This is a genomic window from Sporolactobacillus sp. PKPK-6 (genome assembly GCF_056678885.1).
Genome location: NZ_JBWXPA010000001.1, coordinates 1,525,532 through 1,545,737 on the forward strand (window position 1 = coordinate 1,525,532; position 20,206 = coordinate 1,545,737).

Below are 20,206 nucleotides of genomic sequence, written 5' to 3' on the forward strand. Positions count from 1 at the left end.
ACTCACCCCTGATTATTTGATTTTCGTACTTTCTGAAATAAGCTCTTAATCATTAATGATGCGCCTGCCACTGGAGTTCTCGGAGACTCTTTGATTACCCCGCCATTTGCGACAACCGTGTAATTATGCACACTATCAGCAATAGCTTTCTGGAGCAATTTGTTGCACCGCTTTATTTTCATATCAGGCAATCGCTGAATATTCTCATGAAGAAACTCATTCATTTCATGAAAGCGGGCTAGTATAGTAACTCCCTGCATCTTCCGCGCATCTACTATGTTGCCGTCAGGATCAACGGTGAAAAAGACAATCGTTCCGGACTTGAAATGTCCCTTTTTTCGTCCAATTGCTACCTTCCCTTTTCGGCGCATCTCCACAAATACATTAGAAAAATGCTTGATTTGAAAGTAACCGAGGAAAATTTGCAATAGGAAGGCCCCACCGATAAAAATCATCAAAGTAAAGTAAAACATAGGGCTTCACTCCCTCAATATGGTTGATGTTGCTGCTGTAGACTTTTTTTAATCAGTCTTCTGATCTCTGAGCATGTTGTCTCTTCAGAAGCTTTATCGAGCAAGTTTTGATTTTTCGCAAGCGCTATCATTTCTTCGTACAACTGAACGAGTAAGGTTTCATTGTGCCGGCTTTCCGGTATACCTAAAAGAAAAATCATACGAATCTCATTTTCTCCGATTTTTTGTTTGGTCGGATAGATGCCTACGGAAAGCACGATCTCCGCACTTCCCAGATTAATCGTATGAGGGAAGGCAATGCCTTGGTCAAAAATGGATGCTCTCATTTTCTCTCTTTTCAAGAGCCGCGCCTTGAATCCAGAATCAACGAGTTGCTTTTTCATTAGGTGGTTAATCATAAATACCAGATTCTCGCTATAGGATTTCTGATCGGACAGAACATAGAATTGATCGTCATTCAGTAAACGATTGATGATCGATGTTGTGGTTTGATTACCCTTGATCTGCAATTTGTCCAGCGCACAGCGTTTCTTAATTTCTTGCGCAAGTTCCCGCTCATCAAAGATATCGTTTACTTCAATAACCGGTGTCTGCACCGTACTTGGCAAAGGGACTGTGGAAAAGATCATATCAAAGTGTTCGAGCAAGTCCTTGGTGACTGCTATAGACGAAAAGAGTTCTTTTTCCACATGGTCAGGCAAGATTTTGTTCAACTGCATCGCTATGATGCGTGCTGATCCTCTTCCCGTATCGCAGACAATCGCAACACGCTTAAGCCTGCGTAGATGCTCCTGATTCTCTGTGATTACAATGCCGAAATAATAGGCAAGATAACTGAGTTCCTCATCCGTCACTTGAATCTGATAACGTTCATCAATTACTTCATGGGCAATGGCGGCAATCTCACAAGCAAGCGGATATTTCTCATGAACCTCATTCATCAGAGAGTTCCGGATGCTCACACCGAAAACTAATCGATTCAGCATGAACATAAGATGATAGCCTAGCTCTTTGGTGATCTTATTAAAGCTGACTTCCATATTCAGTTGTTCTTTTACGCGCTGCTCAATATCTTTGATAAGCTGCAAAATTGATTCAGGCAATGGAGCCGCCGTGGCCGTCGGAAGATGTACCGGCGAACGCCTGCCCAATACCGGAATCGTTAGAAAAGCCCGTTCCGCGGCGGAAAGACTGCCGGAGCGTTTCTCCAGCTGATCTGCCAGCGTATTTACTCTTTCATATTCTTTTGTTTTCACAATGTAGGATTGATCAAAATCATCACTGTTCTGTATCAACGGATTCTGAGCCGAGCGCCGGAGGACAATACTGACATACCGGGCAAATTCACGTTCCGTTGTTTCCGCAAGCGAAAACGTGACGGCGAATTGGCGAACCAAATCATGCATTTTATTGTCCAATGGCTGATCGAGTACATGATCATTGTTTTGCAAAATATAGAGCCGCTTATGCCACTCTGATCCCTGCAATTGGATGCCTTGATTAGGTTTTCCCTTAATTACTAATTCATAGGAATCAAGAGTCACACGCAATCGTGTCAAATCATTGACCAATGTTGAACGGCTGACGCTTAATTGTTCCGATAGATCATCCATCGTTATCGGAACACTAGCTGCCAGCAGCTGTGCGATTAAACGTTTCGCTCTATTTTCAGGCGAGTCCGATGTTTTTTGATCTTTAGTTAATGCTTCTGCAATGCTCCGGTAAGCCTGATCGCGGTAGACATGTATCGCATACTGTCCTTTATTTAATTGGATTTCGGCTGTCTTGCCGAATTCGTGATTGAGCGCTGTTACATCATTTCGTATTGTTCGTTCCGTCACAAACAGTTCTTTAGTCAAATCTTCTATCGACACAAATTCTTTTTTTCGGAGTTCACCCACAATAATTGAGAGACGATCAGTTTGCGTATATCTGCTCATTTTATTCCCCTCTTATTGCCGAACTCGGAGAGGCGGGCGATGATCAGCCTCTCGATTTTCCGCCTGTAATATTAATCGTCGTTCCAGTAATATAATCGGCGCGGTCAGACAGCAGATAAGTGACCAAATTACCGATATCGTCCAGTCGACCCGGTCTGCCTAGAGGAATGGCTTTCGCATAATCCGTTCCCAACTGATCAACCGTAATGTTTCTTGTATAGGCAAGCGCTTCATTGTAAGCGTCTGTTGTTAGTCCTGTTTTTTCATTAATTCCGGGTGCCACTGCTACGACACGGATATGATGGCTGCCAAGCTCTTTTGCCCATGAACGCGTAAATCCATTAACTGCCGCTTTTGTTGCAGAATAACAGCTTTGACCATTTGATCCTTCCATGCCGGCTTCAGAAGACGTATTCACCACGACACCGGAGCCTTTCTTTAGAAATTCTCGAACAACGGCCTGAGTCATGAAGAATACACCTTTTTGATTCACGCCGATCATGAGGTCAAATGCTTTTTCATCCAGCTCATATTCCGGCTTTTCACCTTTAAAATCGACCAGCAATCTTGGAAGATTGATCCCCGCATTATTGACAAGTCCGTCAACAGTTCCAAATTTAGCGACTACATGATCAACCAAGTGCTCAACACTTGCCTTTTTTGTAACATCGAGCTGAACATAGTAAATTCCTTCTTCATCCTGCGAACCAGTCTCCGCATTCAGATCACCTACAACAACCTGGACGCCTGTATCCTTAAGTGTACGCGCAATATGTTTGCCAATTCCGGATGCGCCGCCTGTCACAATGATTACCTTGTTTTTTAATCCAAGCCATGAAGAATTAACCATTTTCAATCTCTCCTCTATTTTAAAACTTTTTTGAATCTTCATATCAGTCATTTTTAACAAATTGACTAACATGATCTTGATTCATGCTTATCTCTTTACGGTTTAATTATAATAGCGCTTACATAAATAATTAATACGGACTTTTTCTCATGTCTTGGAAATGAATTGTATGAATACGTGTCACGAAAATTCTGCCGAATCTCAAGCTGCAAATGAATGAAGACCGTTCGTTATTAAGAAGCAATCACACTGATTAGCAAATTTGAAATCGCTTTTATTATGATTTTTTCCTAACCTTCTCGGAATGGCCGATTTACAAGGGAAAGCAGTCAATGATCATCAACAGCACCTGTGGCAACGATCTATTCGTCTAAAGAAGGCGGACCTGCTAATTGCCCGGAGACTGTCACGAACGCTGAACGTTCAAGTGCCGAAGAAGCTTTCTTAACTTCTCCGGCACTATCTTTCAATTATCCTCCTTGCACAACATTCCCAATCAGAATACCCGCATAAACCGCACATAGGCCAAACACGTAGGAGCAACCTGCATAACAAAAGAGCGACCAATAATGTTTCCGTCTGCTCAACTCAACATTTTCCACATTAAAGGTAGAAAATGTTGTATAGGCACCCATAAATCCCGTACCGAGAAGCAGCGAAAGCGTCGGACTTACACCAACTCCGTTGAGCAAACCCAACGCAAACGCACCGCTCAAGTTAACAATGAATGTTGCCAATGGAAACACACGCGTCCATCTACGCTTTATTTCATTGGAAAGCATCACTCGAGCAAGAACGCCAAATGAAGCGCCTAGCGCAACCATTAAATAATTAATCAGCATGTTGGAGCACGCCCTTTCTTCCACGAATCAGAAGCCACTTACTAAATCGGTAACCGAGCCCGCATGCCATAAATCCGCCCAATCCGCTCATCAAAAGATATAGGAAGGCAGCGAATAGTTGTCCGGTTTGAATTAAGTGCATCGACTCAAGTGAAAACGTTGAAAAGGTGGTGAAGGAACCGACGAATCCAGTTCCAATCGCTGTTACCAATCGGCTTGACAGTTTCGGGATGCGTGACAAAAACTGAGTGATGAATGCAAGTAAAAAACAGCCAAGGACATTGATCAAGAGCGTTGCCAATGGAAACGCCGTGTCGTGAATCACAAGACTAATTGAATAGCGAGAAATCGCCCCAAGTATGCCGAAGATCACAAGAAATACATAATACACCTAAAAATCCTCCCCATTTTAATCATTTCTATTTATTTTCAATTAAGTGAACCGGCGTTGTAAAAATGGTTCCTTCTTCAACAATTGTTTTTAACTCGGCAAGCAATTGATTCAAGTAGTCACCCTTAACAACGCATTCAATCACAACCGGTATTTTGCCGCTCAACGAAAACATTTTCTGAGTATGAATCACTCGATTCCTGCCATAGCCGGCAATTCCTTTGGTCATGGATGTCCATATCGCGTTCTTTTCTTGAAAGAAAAGCAACACTTTTTCGTATTCTTCCTTTTTGAACCATGTATTATCTTCTTTCGTATACACCTTCACTGTATAATAGCGATGTTCATTCATCTTATCACCCTCCAATCCGTTTGTGACGCAAATTTGCCCATGCTTCAGCCGTTCTTTTAATTGCGGCAATATCGATGTAATCAACGTTTCATCCGCTACTGTCTCAATAATAAGTGCCAAATCATTATATAATTGGTCCTCCAGAACACTGACGTGCCGTAGACCCCTTTCATCAAGGCTCATCTCACTTTGTCGAATGGTCAGCCCGGGGAACCCCTTTTCCCATAGGAAACGAAGCAGCCATTGTTTCACTCCCATCTCTTCACTAACAACTATTCTCAGCAACTGTTCCATCTTTTATCGCCTCTATTTTTAACTTGTTTAAATGGTAACAATTAAAAAACGCCTGCCTCAATGACTCCCCATCTTACGGGGAATGAGACAGACGTTATCAGCTGCAAATGTACAGCGGTTAATGGCGAACATCATCACCGATTAAATTATTGCCTTAATTGTAGCACAAATTATGAACTGAATCATGTACCCATTGTGTTCATTTCGTGCAACATCCGCTTAACCTTGCTGCGCTCATTGCGATCTGTCAACAGAATCAGCGTATCCCCTGAATGAATCAACGTATCTCCATGAGGAATCACTTCGCGCTCACCACGACGAATACCAATGAGCAAGACGTCATTTGGCCAATGGATATCACGAATGAGCTTTTTTTCCAATTGGCTGCCGGCAAACACCGGAAACTCCAATCGGTCATTTTTACCGCTCAGCTGATTTAACTTTTTCCCCAGATTCAACCGCTCTAGAAGTGATTCATAGATTGGCGCGCCGCCAAGTACATCGACAATAACATAGGCAACAAATGAGGTTACTGCAAGCGGCATCAAGTGTTCAAGATTTCCCACCATTTCAGTTATTAAAATAATTGCCGTAAAGGGTGCTTTGCCAATCCCCGCAAAATAACCGGCCATGGCAAAAATGACACAGTTCATAATATAAATCTTCGGCATCAATCCGAGCTGCGCCATTAATGTACCATAGACAACCCCAATCAGCGCACCAAGAGTCAAAATAGGCAAGAAAATACCACCGGGAAGGCCCGATCCGTAGGAAACCATCGAAAAGATAAAACGAAGTGCAAACAATGAGAAAAGAATCCAAACAACCGATGGAAGGTTACGAACATCTAAAATCAACTGATTTCCCCCGCCAAGGGTTTGCGGCAAAAAAATTCCAATTGGTATCACAAGCAGCATGGGAATGATTCCGTGAAAATGACGGGGCAGTTTTGGTGCAACTGCCGCATAGGCACGAGGCATAAAAAGCAATACCTTTTGATAAACAAAACCAAGCACGCCCAGCACAACGCCCAGTAAAATAAGGTGCCCATACAAATAAAGTGGGAAACTTGCCTGATAGTGGAGTTGAAGCACCGGAACAAGTCCAAAAAAGTTTGACGAGATAAAATCCGCGCCAATGGCCCCCGCCAAAGACGTCATCCACACAAGGGGAGAAAAATTGTGATAGACCTCTTCCAATACAAACAACGTTCCGGCCATCGGCGCATTAAAAGCTGCGGATAAACCAGCCGCAGAACCGCACGCAATAAAAACCCGCCGCGACGATTCAATTGAGTTTATTCGTTCCGCCACGCCCTGACCAATCGCGGCACCTAATTGAATAGAAGGACCTTCCCGACCCAGAAATAACCCTGAACCAATGCCAAGTATCCCGGTAATCCATTTTCTCCATAAAATCTGCCACCAATTCATTTTTATATCACCGGCAAGCTGCCCTTCTACCTGAGGAATCCCTGAACCCATAATATTGGGTTCAGAACGAACGAACATGCCAATAATTAACGCGAGGATACCATTAATGAGAATAAAGACAGCAATTAACCAAAGATGTGTCGGCACCATCCGATAGAGATATTGCCAAAAATGTAAGGATAATTCAATGAACAAGCGGAATAAACTGACCGCTCCGCCTGCCAGCAAACCGACAAGCAGTCCTTCCATAATGAATAACAGTCGAGTCGCATCAGAATTTCCTCGAATTTTTCTTTCGTTCAATGGTTTCATTTCATCACTTCCCTTCAATTACTTGTAGCATTAGTTCAATTTCATTACTTCATTATAATTCTTCACCTGCCTTGTGACAGAAAAAATTTATCAGCATTTAATCCACAAAAAGATCAGGTGATGGTACCTTGCTTAAAAGAAAGTTTAGCGCTCATCGCCGCTATCTATCACACGGCAGATAAGCAATCGTCGGTTTCACATTCTGCCGGCACTGTTTTTTAACTCTGATCAGCGCCGTCGAGTCCTTCCCTTCTTTTTGCGTGTTGCCAGATGTTCTTCGTGTTGAAACAGCATGTGAAGCCCCTAAGTATTTGTTAAAGAGATAATCCCTTTTTCAATTGTTTCATCTTTATGACCTTGAGCGTCCGCGGCCAGTACGTCCTCCTATTTGGACTTTTCAGTTCACAACGTGCCTGTGAAACAGATATTTTGTTGGGCATAGATTACCTCTCTCAAATAAAATTGATTGCGATTATATTAACGTAAACCACACCACAAAATACAATAGATCGAGTAATCAAAACCACCCTTAAATAAACTGCCCCCCTTAAGTTGAACTTTCATTTGTCCAACTTAAGGGGGGCAGTTCAGGTTTTATGGCTATTTTTTAGTCTATTTAACTGCAAGAGCCGGTTTATATTTCATAGTCTAATAACTATGAATCAAAGAATTAATCTCACATTTATAAGAACATAACTGATTGTGCTATTAGCTCATGAAATGATCAAGTATCAAGATAATAAGGACGTTTCTCTTTTCTCACTCTCCAGAACAGGATCAGCCCGACACCGATAATGATTAGTACCATTGCCAGCCATTGAGAGACACGCAGTGGCCCTAGCATCAGACTGTCTGTCCTTAGACCTTCAATGTACGAGCGACCGAGCGAGTACCAAATGATATAGGACATAAAAAGCTCACCACGGTGCAAATTCACCCGCCTTAGTATAAGGAGGAGGATAAATCCTGCAATATCCCAGACCGACTCATATAGAAACGTCGGAATATAATAGGTGCCGTTAATCAGCATCTGATTGACAATAAAATCCGGAAGATGCATATTCTCAAGCGCAGCTCGGGTCGTCGGACCACCGTGAGCCTGCTGATCCATAAAATTGCCCCAACGTCCAAGTGCCTGTCCGAGAATCACACTCGGTGCAATAACATCGGCAATCTTCCAGAACGACAGATGACGCATACGACAAAATACAATCGTCGTGGCTGCCCCTCCAATCAAAGCGCCATAAATAGCAATGCCACCGTTCCATATAGCAACGATTTGTGACGGATGTTGCGAATAGAAAGACCATTCAAAAGCAACATAATAAATACGTGCACAAATGACGGCAATCGGTACGGCAAACATAATAAGGTCGACATATGTATCCTTGGGAATACCCCTTCTGTCGCCTTCACGCAAAGCAATCATCAAACCAAGCAGCGCACCGCAGGCAATAATAATACCATACCAATAAATTTGAATCGGACCAAGATGAATAGCGACCGGGTTTAACGGTTGAACAGTCAAAGATTTATTCCTCCACTTCAACGATTTTTTGTTGACTTTAGATTTTTCGCCTACTTATCGAATAAATTGTATCATATTAATCTTCTAGTCTATTAAGACTGCGCCATTCTACCAATATAAAACTAATGATCAGAATAGAAAAAACGATTAGAGTAACCACTGTATCAAGATCATCTCTTTCTATGAAAAAGGCGATAATCGCTCAATGGAACACACCTATGAATTAAAAACTGGTTTTTATTAAGCCTATGTACGGTTTTAAAAAAATTTGACGTATTTCTCGTATTATCAAAGACTGTTGTATTATATTAAACAGAAAGACGAAGTGGAGGGAGACGGGAACTATGGATCATGTCATTTTCCATATCGATGAAAAAGAAAAGTCGCCTCTGCTGCTTGGAAATGTTAAAAACCTTCTGGCGGATATGACCGCTGAGGTCGAAGTGCTGGCTAATGGTGTGGCTGTCATTGGCTATAAGTCTGAAGAATTTATCAATCAGATGAACAGTTTGAAGGATCAGGGCGTTCAGTTTGTTGCCTGCCGGAATGCCTTGAATGCGCATCACATACTTAAGGAAGAACTATTTGCATTTGTATCTGTTATTCCCGCAGGAGTTGTTGAATTAGTGGAAAAACAAAGCAGTGGTTACGCATACATTAAGCCGTGAAAGGAGGATACCTATGATTTACTACAGGTGTCCTCCCATTCTTTTAATAGACCAGATCCACTTAATCGGCAGATATGATTGATTTTTATCAGAATCTTGTCACTTTACTTTTTCCGGGAAAACGTTATGGTACAGTTTGTAGCCTCCATCCAGATTCTTTACCGAATAGCCTTTCTGAGCAAGAATACGCGCCGCTAGATAGCCGCGAAGGCCTACCTGACACGTCACAATCAGGTCGCAATTTTTCGGTATCTCACTTAACCGTTCACGAATATCGTCTAAAGGAATGTTCATAGCCCCCTGGATGGTTCCGTTCCCATATTCCTGCTCTGTCCGAACATCAATAAGTATCGTTCCTTGTTTCACAAGCTGATCTACTTCGTTCCATTGAATATTCTGCACATTGCCGTCCAACAAATTTTCTGCAGCATAGCCGATCAAATTAATCGGTGCTTTTGCCGAACTAAATGGCGGAGCGTAAGCTAGTTCCAATTCGGTCAGATCATTGACAGTCATCTGTCCATGAATTGCTGTGGCAAGTACATCAATAGTCTTATCGATTCCCTTCTCGCCAACCGCCTGTGCACCCAGCATCTTTCCAGATTCAGGATCAAAGAGCAGCTTTAGCGTCATCTGCAAACTGCCCGGATAATAGGTTGCATGATCCGGCGGGCTCGTGTGCAGCGCTTCGTAGGGGATATTGAATCGCTGCAATAGTTTCTCACTCAATCCGGTTACAGCTGCAGACAAATCAAAGACTTTCACTATGGATGTACCCAGAGTTCCCTTGTAACTACGTTTCATCCCACTTAAAATATCAGCAACCATGCGCCCCTGCCGATTAGCCGGAGAAGCAAGCGGTATAACTGCTGCCCGACCGCCGACAGTTTGAGCAACCTCTATTGCATCTCCAATGGCATAGATGTTTGGATCACTAGTCTGTAATTGATCATTCACCGATATGCTTCGACGAATGCCAAGCGCCAAGCCCACGTGATCAGCTAAGGATGACTCTGGAACAACACCGACCGATAATAGCGTCAGATCCGTCTGCTTGCGCGTGCCGTCATCGAGAACAAGAACCGCACCTTTTTTCTCAAAGCCCATTACTGTTTTTCCTTTGAGCACCTCAATGTCGTGCTTTTTCAGTTCAGCTTCGATCATAATCGCCATTTCCGGATCAAGCGGAGGAAGGACTTGATGCTCTCGTTCAACAATCGTCACTTTAATTCCGCGTTCTGCCAAATTCTCGGCCATTTCAATGCCGATAAAGCCGGCACCAACGATCACCGCACGACCCGCTTGATGCTGCTGCAGATACTGAACAATACGTTCAGCGTCCGGAACGTCGCGCAGCGTGAACAAATTGTCCGCTTGGTCGATTCCTTCAATTGGCGGACGCATCGGGTGCGCGCCTGTTGAGAGAATCAGCACATCATAGGTCTCTTCATAAGTCTTTCCATGATGACCAATGACCACCTTCTTTTGTTCTCGATCAATACGCGTCACTTCGCTTTCCGTCCGCACGTCCAGACGAAAACGTTGATACAGCTTTTCTGCCGTTTGCACAAGCAGTTTCGACCGTTCTTTAATCACTCCCCCAATATAATAGGGAAGCCCACAATTGGCAAAAGAAACATAAGGTCCGCGTTCCAAAACAATAATCTCCGCATCTTCATTCAATCGGCGCAGACGTGTGGCTGCCGACATACCGCCGGCAACTCCTCCAATAATGACGTATTTCATTGAGTTTCCCTCCTTAAAATTCGATCGGTCCGTGCCAGCTCATCATCCCGCCTGTCATATTTTTGACCTTAAATCCACTTGCGGACAAAATGGCAGAAGCCACACCGCTTCTGCTTCCGGAATGACAAACAATGATATGTTCTTGATTTTTATTGATTTCATTGAGTCGATTCTGGATTCTATTAACCGAAATATTCTTGGCACCAGGAATGTGCCCCTCAACAAATTCGAATGGTTCGCGAACGTCAATAATACTTACAGGCGCATGACTGCGTATCCGTTGCTCTACTTCTTCGGGTGTCCACTCTTCATACATGCAGGTTTCCTCCTTGAAACAATTTTTTATTTTTTATCAAAAACCGCGCATTTGAATACCTATGTGGGTATATCTTTCCCAATAAAAAATTAAAACCAGCGATTCATTCCGCCACGCACATTAGTCACTTTTTCATAGCCTGCTTTTTTCAAAAGCTTACAGGCCATCGAACTTCTCATACCGCTTTGACAAATGACAACCACTTCTTTTTCTTTCGGAATCTTATTGAGATGATTGTGCAGGGTTTGCAATGGAATATTGACAAAACCCGGAATTGACTGACCACTGAATTCTGCTTTTGTGCGTACGTCAAGAAAATAGTTACCCTTTTTACTCGGCAGATAGACTTCCTTTAGCTCTGAAGTACTTATCTTCTTAATTTTGGGTTTACAAAAGAACATGCATCTCATGACTGATTTCCTCCTTATGCCGTTGGATTCACTTCATCATGATCCCTTAACGGCTTTTCACCAGCATTTGAACCGCTTCGTTTATGATTGATTCTGCTGACTCTTCACCGTTTTCAATCTGTTCCCGCAAGCAAGCTTCAAGATTCTTGCCAATGACTAGACCCAGTGCACGATCCATTGCTGACCGTGCAGCCGTCATCTGGGTGACCACACTGCGGCAGTCTTCACCCTGTTCCATCATGTGAATAATTCCACGGATTTGCCCATCAATCCGTTTCAATCGATTGGTCATTTGTGCTGTATACTCCATGAGCTGCCTCCTTTTATACCGATACAGGTATATTATTCAACTTATTTTTTAAAGCCAAGCAAATCGGAGCAATCCCGCAGGAATCTCGCACCTACGCGTTTAATCTATGACCTACCCTTATCAATAAGGGGGCTTATTCAATGATTTGATTTGATTAAATAAATAGGTTCACATTTGATTTTGCTGCTTCGCCTAAATAGCTGGCAACACCGCCAAATTCAACACCATCGATGATTTCTTCACGTGCAACGCCCATGAGATCCATACTCATCGTGCAGGCAACCATTTTTACCCCAAGCTGTTTCGCACGCTCGATCATCACATCAAGACTGTCAACATTCTTGCCAGCCATGACCTTTTTAATCATTTTCGGTCCCATGCCGGCCATATTCATTCGCGACAGTGGCAGATGATTCGCATTTTTCGGCAGCATCATACTGAACAGTTTATCGGTTCCCGACTTGCTGATCTTCGTATTGGCATGCCGCTTAATAATATTTAGCCCCCAGAAAGTGAAGAAGAGTGTAACCGGTTTGCCCATTGCAGCCGCTCCGGTCGCAATAATAAATGTTGCGATCGCTTTATCCAAATCGCCATCAAAAACCACCATCGTCGTGGCGCCGCCAGCACTGGATGCATCTTGTATCATGGTTGGTGCTGGTTCGCTATTGCTTTTCGGCCCCTTCCTCAACGTCGCAACAACTTTACTTCCGACAATGTCGTTGGTCAGCAATTGATTGCCTGTTGCATTTGCCCAGGAGACAATGTCCTTATGAAAACCAAAATCCGACGCTTGAACTTGTAGCAAATCGCCATTATTCATTTTATCGATGGATTGTTTTACTTTGAGAATCGGACCCGGACACTGCAGCCCGCACGCATCGACTTCAATTTTTGTACACTGTGGTGCTTGCTCAGCTGCCGCTGAAGCTGCTTCTGTTTTCACGGCATGTGACACACGAGACTGCGATGCACCTGTTTGATATTTAGCCTGTTCATAAGTCTTCAATCCACCGTCAAGATTGTACACATCAAAACCATTCAGATCTAAAATACGGGCCGCATTATAGCCGCGAAGCCCAACAGAGCAGTAAACATAAATCGGCTGATCCTTAGGAAGTTCATTAAGCCGTCTTCTTAATTCGCCCCGAGGAATATGATGACTACCCGGCAGTTTTCCTGCAGCAAGTTCAAAATCTTCGCGCACGTCTAAGAAATACGCCTTTTTATCTAGAAGCGCATCGACCTCATGCCACTCAACGGTTTTCACTAAACCTTTTCGTATATCCGCGCCGATATAACCTGCATAATTGACAGGATCTTTCGCTGATGCATAAGGCGGCGCATAGGCCACTTCGATCATTTGAAGATCTTCAATCGATCCATTCATGCGCATTACCGCAGAAATCATATCAATTCGTTTGTCCGCACCCTCCGTACCGATCGCCTGCGCTCCGAGAATTCTTCCTTGTTCATTATAAATAACTTTTAATTCTATTGGCGCTGCACCCGGATAGTAGCCGGCGTGTGAATTCGGGTGTAAATGAATCACCTGATAAGCGATGCCGTCCTTCTTCAAAAGGCGCTCATTTTTTCCAGTCGTCGCTACTGTGAGTACAAAAACCTTGGCCACAGCTGTTCCTTGTACAGGAGGATTCTTAGCATCCAATCCATTCAGATAGTCAGCGAGAAATCTTCCTTGACGATTGGCTGGGCCAGCGAGCGGAATTAACGTTGGATTTCCTGTAATGAAATCTTTAACCTCAATCACATCGCCAATTGCAAATATATCTGGAACACTTGTTTCAAAATGCTCGTTAACGACAATCGCGCCTTTAATGCCCGTCTTCACACCGGCCTTTTGTCCCAACCTGCTGTCAGGCAAAACACCGATGGACATCACCGTCAGGTCTGTGTCTATTTCTTTGTCACTGCTTAGCACAACCTTATGGCCATTATCAGAAAAGCGAGCAACCCCATCGTTTACGATGAGCTTGACACCATTAAGTTCGATCTGTTCATGGACAAATTGCGCCATTTCAAAATCAAGCGGTGCCATAACTTGCGGACTGGCCTCAATAATTGTGACCTCAAGTCCAAGATCAACGAGATTTTCAGCCATTTCCAATCCGATGAAGCCGCCGCCAATCACAGTAGTCTTGCTCACTTTATGAGTATCGATATAATTTTTAATACGTTCAACATCGGGTATATTTCGTACAGAAAAAACATTATCCGCTTGATCAAGTCCTGGAATCTTAGGCACAATCGGCCGGGCACCTGTTGAAAGAATTAAACGATCGTAATGATCCGTTGACTCCTCTCCATTCAACACGTCCTTCACAGAAATGGTGTGTTTATCCGGATCTACATCAATCACTTCTGTGTTGTTGTGCACCTCAATATTGAATTCATTGACCATGTTCTCAACCGATTCGACAAGCAGCGCATCTTTTTCACGGATCGTACCGCCGACATAATATGGAAGCCCGCAATTAGCAAAAGAAATGTAAGCGCCTTTTTCATACATGACAATTTCATTTTCTTCATTTAATCGCCTGAGCCGTGTCGCTACACTTGCACCGCCGGCAACGCCGCCGACAATAATGATTCGCTGTTTCACAATGAGACCTCCTGGGTGCATGTATTCATGGCGATGAATCCGCCAATGTTCAGCACCATTATACCCCATAGGGTATAATGGTGCAAGGTTTTCTCAACAATCAAAAATTGAGAAGAGGGTTTCCTTTTCTCTTTTTGGTCAATGATTGATTTCTTCAACCTATTGCCGGTCAAGCAAGATTATGCATGAACAAAACTCATGATTCGATTAGGATCAAATCCAAGTACCCATTGACCATTAACACTTGTTTGTGGTACACCCATTTGTCCGGTTGTTTCCACAAGACGTTGGCCCGCAATCTGATCTTGTTGCACATTGATTTCTTTAAATGGTAGTCCCTGTTGTTTCAGAAAATTTTTCACCATATGGCAATAAGGACAAGTATTGGTTGTATACACAGTAATTTCATTCATCGTTCATAACTCCTTTAAAATTTTTTTAAGCTCTTAAAAGATCAGAAATTTAACTGTTCATCACTGGCAAGCTGATGCTAGCCTCATAGCCTCAAGACCAAATATAAAATTTCTATTACATCTATAGTATATACCCATACGGGTATACAGAAAACTATTTTGCTCATAAGATTTTTCTTAATTGTATAATGAATTATTTACTGATGAGTACGAACCACCTATCTTCTCGATTAGATTCAGGAAACATGCCTAAATGAGTTTAGGCTATGAATCGTTTAAAGGAGAGTTAGCCAAGTCGATTTTTTATAATTTTCTAGACAACGAAAAAACCGGTCATCGACTCGAAAAATTCGAGATCTATGACCGGCTCTTTTTTTCACATTCAATTTATTTGAAAACAGAAAGCAGACCCTTGCTCTTGTTCTCCATTTCCAGTACTGTCTCATGCATTCGATGGATTATCTGAGGCGCATCCATTGGATCGGCCATCATTTCAATGATACAAAGTTGTTTGGCACACTTTTTTTCAGCTTCAGCAACGGCCTGACGAAGTTCATTTGTCGTGTGCGTTTGAACGGTAAATGCTTCATGTTTAAATACCTCAGGCAATTTGTCATAATCCCAATCAGGAAAATTGTTATAAACGGTGCTTTTTACTGTGTTAATATATTTTTCGATTGTGTAGCCTTTATTATTTAGTACAAAGATGATTGGCTTGCAGCCGTTTTCCAGCATTGAGCTTAGTTCCTGAACGTTCATCTGCATCGAGCCTTCACCCGTAAAGAGCAGAACACGTCGATTCGGGGCAGCGACACATGCGCCGAAAGCGGCTGGCAGCGCATAGCCGATCGCGCCCCAACCTCCCTGAGTGATATAGGTGACGCCTTTTTTCAGTCGAGTCTCTGCCAAGCCCCATGCAAATGTTCCGGATTCAGTGACAATAATGTCCCGCTCGCGGAACATCGTCTGGAATTGCGAATAATAGTCGTCCGCAGATAGTGCGCCATCATCCGTCTTTTGTTGATCAAAAGGAAACACCGACTGCTGCGGCAATGTCCATGAATGGTCCCCAGCCGGAAACGCGTCGATCATGTCATCAATGATGATGTTCGGATAAATTGTTTTTCCGATTTGAACATAATTAGGCATCACATTAATGATCGCGAGCGGATCAATAGTGTCGGTAAACAGTCCGGTATTGTAATCGTTCCATACCGCTCCGAACGCGAGCACGCAATCAGAGGATTCAACAAGCTTCCGAGTCGCTTCATTACTGCTGAGTTTGCCGCAGTAAAAGCCGGCATAATTTGGCAGACTCTCGTCACAAGCCCCTTTCCCCATCATCATTGTGACAAACGGAACATTCATTTTCTGAGCAAGTTCTTCTACCTGCTCCCCAAGTCCATAATGCATCGCGTAAACATCGGGAAGGATAATGGGCCGTTCGGCGGTTTGCAAGCGAGCAGTAATCATTCGGACCGCTTCTTTTAATGAAGCTTTATCCGTTTTCTTTCGCTTCGGATTTCCCGCTCTTGATGTCATAGGTGCGGTCACAACGTCCGTAGGTATCGTCAAATAAACGGGTTTCTTTGTTTCTCGCGCCTTAGCAATGGCATTGGGGATCTCAACACCGGCATTTTCCGGAGTGATGGCGGCCGCATAGGCTGTAATCTGATCATACACTTTTTTAAACGTGTCAAAATTTCCGTCAAGCAAGGTATGGTGCATCAGCTTGTGCTGCGTCTGCATCATCGCTTTCGGACCTCCGACAATATGAATGATCGGAACCGATTCACTATACGCACCAGCAATCGCGTTGCATGCGCTCATTTCACCAACGCCGAATGTCGTGATCAGCGCGCCGATTCCTTTCACTCGCGCATAGCCGTCGGCAGCGTAGCCTGCATTCAATTCATTCCGGCAATGGACAAAATTAAGTTCTCCATCCTTTTCGAGTTGATCGAGCAGCGAGAAATTATAATCACCTGGTACCCCGAAAACGTCTGTAATGTTTTCGTTTTTCAAGCATTCAAACAAAAATTCACCGACCTGCATAGCTCTGCCCCCTAGATAAAAAAGTTGTCATGCAGCTTATTTTTACCAAGCGGTTGAGAGATATGTATGAGCGTCCATAGCTCCGATTACCGGGTGTTTCGAGATAACGGATCGATGAGTTGTACCACTACGAAACGATCCTTTATAATAAAAAAAACGACATCAGAGATAAGCGTTGCCATGCGTTCGAAGGTAAGGCCGCTTGAAGGAGAAAATGATTCTGTGAACAAATCAGCCTTTATAAAATTGAGCATCGCCATGACCATTTTTGGTTCGATTGGTTTTTTCTCGCGTTTGACTGGTCTTCCGTCTATGGAATTGGTTTTTGTTCGCTGTATCAGCGCGACTGTTTTTCTCACCGCCTTCTGGCTGATCAGCGGGCACTACAAGCAAGAAAAGTGGCAGAAAAAAGAGATGACCACCATCATAATCGGCGGCATCTTTCTTGTCTTGAACTGGATTTTTTTCTTTGCTTCTTTTGAAAAAACGGCAATCACCGTCGCCATCTCAATTTATAACTTAGCTCCAATCCTTGTTCTAGTAATCGGGTGGATCTTTTTCAAAGATCGGATCAAATGGATCGGAGTTGGCGCAGTGACGCTTGCTTTCATTGGCACCGTACTGATTTCAGGGGTCCGTCCAAGCGACCTCATGAACAGAACATCGGTTGCCGGACCGGTTTATGCCTTGATTGCCGCATGTCTTTACGCGCTGGTGATCATCACCGGAAAGTACATCAAGCATGCCAGTCCCTACTTAGTAACGATCATTCAGACGTTTATCGGTGTGATCATGCTGCTGCCTTTTGTCCATTATTCCTTATACGCTCAGCTAACCGCTGCCAACTGGTTCTATAGCATTTTCACCGGCGTCGTCCACACCGGCGTGGTGTATCTGCTTTTTTATGAGAGCATTCGGTCGCTTCCGACTCCTATTCTCTCAGCACTTACCTATCTGGATCCGCTCGTCGCGATCCTGCTTGATGTCGTGATCACCGGATTTGTTCCCACTTTTCTGCAGATCGTGGGTATACTGCTGATCTTTATCGCGTTGTCCTATACATTCATTAAGCGCGAACCTGCAGATTCAGGAAGTAAAACGGACATTCAACAATAGCACCTTATGATCTGAAGAACGTGCATTTAATGTCCTATCAGGCCACTATTTCAATTTGATATGATCTTACTTGTTTTAAAGCAGCGGTTATTAATGATAAAATTGCCTATCTCGATCAAAACTAATTCCTATAGGAACAAAAAATGGAGGGTTCGGGTTTTTCAAAATTTTTGCGTTTTGCTGGAAAATATTTTTCCAAACACTTCTGTTTTCATTAAGCATTCCCTCCTTCATTAACTAACGAGTAAAATAAGCGGAGATTTTCCGGTTATATTCATCATGGAGCTTGTTTCGCCAGTAAATAAGGGTAATTTTTCCGCTTATTGCAAAGCAAAACCCTCCATTTTCACGTTTTTCGATTCGATAAGCGGAATTTTTCCGTCTATTTAAGCTATTTTTTCGTTCATTTTCTAATTAAGCGGAGTATTTCCGTCTATTTCAGGTTTGGCGCTATCTGATCGCCCAACCGATAAGTGCGGATTGGGAATCAGTATTTTATGACCATATCGTCTTGCCAGCAAGGCAAAACGATAGCTCTCTTTCCTTGTTACAAAAAACAGGCAGGAAAATCATCTTTCGATTTTCTCTGCCTGTTTTCATTTTTTACTATCTATAATCAATGTTGCTCTGCCACGACCGGCGCTTTTGAAGATTCTGTTCCGTCGGTATCTTTTTTCGGACGCTTCAGCATGAGACTCAGGATCATCCCGACGATTGCGATCCCCATTAACACAAAGAATGTGTCACCGAAGGATGTGGACAGTGCCTGAAGCGGCTGACTGCCATCTTTCAAGTGCTGCTCCATTCGTTGTGAAAGAATGGTCGATAATCCTGCAACCGCGAAAGACATCATGACCTGCTGAGCAGCGTTTGTCAGCGACGTGACACGGCTGACAATATTTTGCGGGGCAGCCTGGATAATATGTGTATTTAACGGCATCATCGATAAGCCCATTCCTCCGCCAAGCAGTGCCAGTGGAAGAATCAATGCCCTTGATCCATCTTCCGCTGAAATTCCCGACAACAGATAGGCAGCTGATGTAATAAATACTAAACCAGTAATAACGACGGGCCGCGCGCCTAGACGATCAAACAACCGTCCGCCAATCGGCATGAAAATACCGGCTGCGATCGCTTGCGGAAGAACGGCAAGGCCGGATTCAAACGCGCTGAATCCCTTACCCTGCTGAAGAAACAAAGGAATGAGAAACATCGTTCCGAACAACGCAATCTGTGTGATCCATTGAACAATGATCCCTTTTGTAAAGTCAGCGGAACGAAAGACGCGAAGCTCTAATAGCGGCTGCTTGCGCCGCAGTTCCACAATAATAAACAGAATCAGCGCGATGCCTCCAACGACCAATCCTGTAATTGTCTTAGCAGAGGTCCAGCTTGTCCCGCCTTCACTCACACCATAGGCAATTGAAGCAAAAGCAATCGGTGCGAGAATCATGCCCAGAAAATCCAGTGCAGGCACAGATTGACGCTCCAGATTCGGCATCGTACGAATGCCCGCAATAACGGCGAGCACACCCACAGGAAGGTTAATGAGGAAGATCCAATGCCAGCTCGCATAATCAACGAGCCATCCTGATAAAACCGGGCCGAGTGCCGGAGCAAGCAGCATCGGAATACCGATCATGCCCATCACAGCCCCAACCTTATCCCTTGGACTGAGCCGGTAAACAAAGGCCATCGCAATCGGCGCGACCATACCGCCGCCAAGACCCTGAAGCACTCGGAAGATGATCAGCTGCTCAACGCCTGTAGAGAGCGCGCATAACCCGGATCCAACCGTAAACATAATTACCGAAAAGAGAAAAATCCGCTTTGCCCCGAAGCGGTCGGAAAGCCATCCGGCAAGCGGAATAACCGCTGCTTGGGCTAGCGCATACCCTGTTACCGCCCACTGAACAACAGAAATCTTGCTGTCAAAATCTTTTACAAGTCCGGGAAGGGCAACATTCATTGCCGTTCCATCCAAAATAACCATAAACATACCGACAATGATTGCGAGAAGCGGCGCAATAATCGCTTTTATCGACGTTGCCTGATCAGAACGAATGTCTGATGTTTTCTTTAAAGCCATCTTTCATCCTCCATTTTACTTACCATTTATCCCGTGACCTCATTA

The 20,206-nt window shown here is 43.7% G+C and carries 18 protein-coding genes and 1 riboswitch; of the genes, 2 read left to right on the forward strand and 16 right to left on the reverse strand.

Translation table 11 applies throughout. From position 1 onward, the window contains the following. Positions 1-2: 2 nt before the first annotated feature. From AC1MBV_RS07365 to lgt, 8 genes are all read right to left on the reverse strand, one after another. Positions 3-473, reverse strand: a complete 471-nt coding sequence (locus AC1MBV_RS07365) for a transcriptional regulator GutM (RefSeq protein WP_255748299.1) — start codon at positions 471-473, stop codon at positions 3-5. A gap of 14 nt (positions 474-487) precedes the next feature. Then, complete coding sequence (locus AC1MBV_RS07370) at positions 488-2,413, reverse strand: BglG family transcription antiterminator (RefSeq protein WP_255748298.1); 1,926 nt, start codon at positions 2,411-2,413, stop codon at positions 488-490. Between the two features lie 43 nt (positions 2,414-2,456). After that, on the reverse strand, positions 2,457-3,263 hold the full coding sequence (locus AC1MBV_RS07375) for an SDR family oxidoreductase (protein ID WP_480948004.1): 807 nt from the start codon (positions 3,261-3,263) through the stop codon (positions 2,457-2,459). Between the two features lie 470 nt (positions 3,264-3,733). After that, a complete protein-coding gene (locus AC1MBV_RS07380; protein WP_255748296.1) occupies positions 3,734-4,105 on the reverse strand; it encodes a fluoride efflux transporter FluC in 372 nt (123 codons plus the stop codon). Further along, positions 4,095-4,496, reverse strand: coding sequence for a fluoride efflux transporter CrcB (crcB, locus tag AC1MBV_RS07385; RefSeq protein ID WP_255748295.1), 402 nt, complete (start codon positions 4,494-4,496; stop codon positions 4,095-4,097). The genes AC1MBV_RS07380 and crcB overlap by 11 nt, the downstream gene beginning before the upstream one ends. A gap of 28 nt (positions 4,497-4,524) precedes the next feature. Then, a complete protein-coding gene (locus AC1MBV_RS07390) occupies positions 4,525-5,142 on the reverse strand; it encodes a DUF190 domain-containing protein (RefSeq protein WP_255748293.1) in 618 nt (205 codons plus the stop codon). Between the two features lie 81 nt (positions 5,143-5,223). Next, positions 5,224-5,290: riboswitch (Fluoride riboswitch) on the reverse strand. A gap of 34 nt (positions 5,291-5,324) precedes the next feature. After that, positions 5,325-6,878 carry a ClC family H(+)/Cl(-) exchange transporter gene (locus AC1MBV_RS07395; protein WP_480948005.1) on the reverse strand — a complete coding sequence of 518 codons (1,554 nt, stop codon included), beginning with the start codon at positions 6,876-6,878 and terminating at the stop codon, positions 5,325-5,327. A gap of 733 nt (positions 6,879-7,611) precedes the next feature. Then, entirely contained in the window at positions 7,612-8,415 is an 804-nt protein-coding gene (gene lgt / locus AC1MBV_RS07400) for a prolipoprotein diacylglyceryl transferase (RefSeq protein ID WP_255748291.1), read from the reverse strand. 344 nt (positions 8,416-8,759) lie between these two features. Here lgt and AC1MBV_RS07405 point away from each other — a divergent pair, with 344 nt between their 5' ends. Beyond that, positions 8,760-9,083 carry a DsrE family protein gene (locus tag AC1MBV_RS07405; RefSeq protein WP_255748290.1) on the forward strand — a complete coding sequence of 108 codons (324 nt, stop codon included), beginning with the start codon at positions 8,760-8,762 and terminating at the stop codon, positions 9,081-9,083. Positions 9,084-9,182: 99 nt separating this feature from the next. Here the strand turns inward: AC1MBV_RS07405 and AC1MBV_RS07410 are convergent, their stop codons facing one another. From AC1MBV_RS07410 to AC1MBV_RS07440, 7 genes are all read right to left on the reverse strand, one after another. Further along, entirely contained in the window at positions 9,183-10,829 is a 1,647-nt protein-coding gene (locus AC1MBV_RS07410; protein WP_255748289.1) for an FAD-dependent oxidoreductase, read from the reverse strand. A 13-nt stretch (positions 10,830-10,842) separates the two neighbouring features. Further along, positions 10,843-11,145, reverse strand: coding sequence for a rhodanese-like domain-containing protein (locus AC1MBV_RS07415; RefSeq protein WP_255748287.1), 303 nt, complete (start codon positions 11,143-11,145; stop codon positions 10,843-10,845). A gap of 89 nt (positions 11,146-11,234) precedes the next feature. Further along, positions 11,235-11,555: a rhodanese-like domain-containing protein gene (locus AC1MBV_RS07420; protein WP_255748286.1), complete on the reverse strand. Its 321-nt coding sequence runs from the start codon at positions 11,553-11,555 to the stop codon at positions 11,235-11,237. A 46-nt stretch (positions 11,556-11,601) separates the two neighbouring features. Then, positions 11,602-11,865: a metal-sensitive transcriptional regulator gene (locus tag AC1MBV_RS07425; protein ID WP_255748285.1), complete on the reverse strand. Its 264-nt coding sequence runs from the start codon at positions 11,863-11,865 to the stop codon at positions 11,602-11,604. 154 nt (positions 11,866-12,019) lie between these two features. Beyond that, complete coding sequence (locus AC1MBV_RS07430) at positions 12,020-14,488, reverse strand: FAD-dependent oxidoreductase (RefSeq protein WP_255748284.1); 2,469 nt, start codon at positions 14,486-14,488, stop codon at positions 12,020-12,022. Between the two features lie 179 nt (positions 14,489-14,667). Beyond that, entirely contained in the window at positions 14,668-14,901 is a 234-nt protein-coding gene (locus AC1MBV_RS07435; RefSeq protein WP_255748283.1) for a glutaredoxin family protein, read from the reverse strand. Positions 14,902-15,288: 387 nt separating this feature from the next. After that, positions 15,289-16,956: an alpha-keto acid decarboxylase family protein gene (locus AC1MBV_RS07440; RefSeq protein ID WP_255748282.1), complete on the reverse strand. Its 1,668-nt coding sequence runs from the start codon at positions 16,954-16,956 to the stop codon at positions 15,289-15,291. A gap of 180 nt (positions 16,957-17,136) precedes the next feature. Between AC1MBV_RS07440 and AC1MBV_RS07445 the strand changes: the two genes are divergently transcribed. Further along, on the forward strand, positions 17,137-18,072 hold the full coding sequence (locus AC1MBV_RS07445) for a DMT family transporter (RefSeq protein WP_480948006.1): 936 nt from the start codon (positions 17,137-17,139) through the stop codon (positions 18,070-18,072). Positions 18,073-18,688: 616 nt separating this feature from the next. Here AC1MBV_RS07445 and AC1MBV_RS07450 read toward each other — a convergent pair. Then, positions 18,689-20,161, reverse strand: a complete 1,473-nt coding sequence (locus tag AC1MBV_RS07450; protein WP_255748281.1) for an MDR family MFS transporter — start codon at positions 20,159-20,161, stop codon at positions 18,689-18,691. Positions 20,162-20,206 lie beyond the last annotated feature (45 nt).

Bases quoted from the DNA above. Each gene is read 5' to 3' on its own strand.
- AC1MBV_RS07375 (WP_480948004.1), bottom strand. From the start codon at position 3,263: ATGGTTAATTCTTCATGGCTTGGATTAAAAAACAAGGTAATCATTGTG.
- AC1MBV_RS07445 (WP_480948006.1), top strand. From the start codon at position 17,137: ATGCGTTCGAAGGTAAGGCCGCTTGAAGGAGAAAATGATTCTGTGAAC.
- AC1MBV_RS07435 (WP_255748283.1), bottom strand. From the start codon at position 14,901: ATGAATGAAATTACTGTGTATACAACCAATACTTGTCCTTATTGCCAT.
- AC1MBV_RS07415 (WP_255748287.1), bottom strand. From the start codon at position 11,145: ATGTATGAAGAGTGGACACCCGAAGAAGTAGAGCAACGGATACGCAGT.
- AC1MBV_RS07410 (WP_255748289.1), bottom strand. From the start codon at position 10,829: ATGAAATACGTCATTATTGGAGGAGTTGCCGGCGGTATGTCGGCAGCC.
- AC1MBV_RS07390 (WP_255748293.1), bottom strand. From the start codon at position 5,142: ATGGAACAGTTGCTGAGAATAGTTGTTAGTGAAGAGATGGGAGTGAAA.
- AC1MBV_RS07440 (WP_255748282.1), bottom strand. From the start codon at position 16,956: ATGCAGGTCGGTGAATTTTTGTTTGAATGCTTGAAAAACGAAAACATT.
- AC1MBV_RS07365 (WP_255748299.1), bottom strand. From the start codon at position 473: ATGTTTTACTTTACTTTGATGATTTTTATCGGTGGGGCCTTCCTATTG.
- AC1MBV_RS07380 (WP_255748296.1), bottom strand. From the start codon at position 4,105: ATGCTGATTAATTATTTAATGGTTGCGCTAGGCGCTTCATTTGGCGTT.
- AC1MBV_RS07450 (WP_255748281.1), bottom strand. From the start codon at position 20,161: ATGGCTTTAAAGAAAACATCAGACATTCGTTCTGATCAGGCAACGTCG.
- AC1MBV_RS07420 (WP_255748286.1), bottom strand. From the start codon at position 11,555: ATGAGATGCATGTTCTTTTGTAAACCCAAAATTAAGAAGATAAGTACT.
- AC1MBV_RS07370 (WP_255748298.1), bottom strand. From the start codon at position 2,413: ATGAGCAGATATACGCAAACTGATCGTCTCTCAATTATTGTGGGTGAA.
- AC1MBV_RS07425 (WP_255748285.1), bottom strand. From the start codon at position 11,865: ATGGAGTATACAGCACAAATGACCAATCGATTGAAACGGATTGATGGG.
- AC1MBV_RS07405 (WP_255748290.1), top strand. From the start codon at position 8,760: ATGGATCATGTCATTTTCCATATCGATGAAAAAGAAAAGTCGCCTCTG.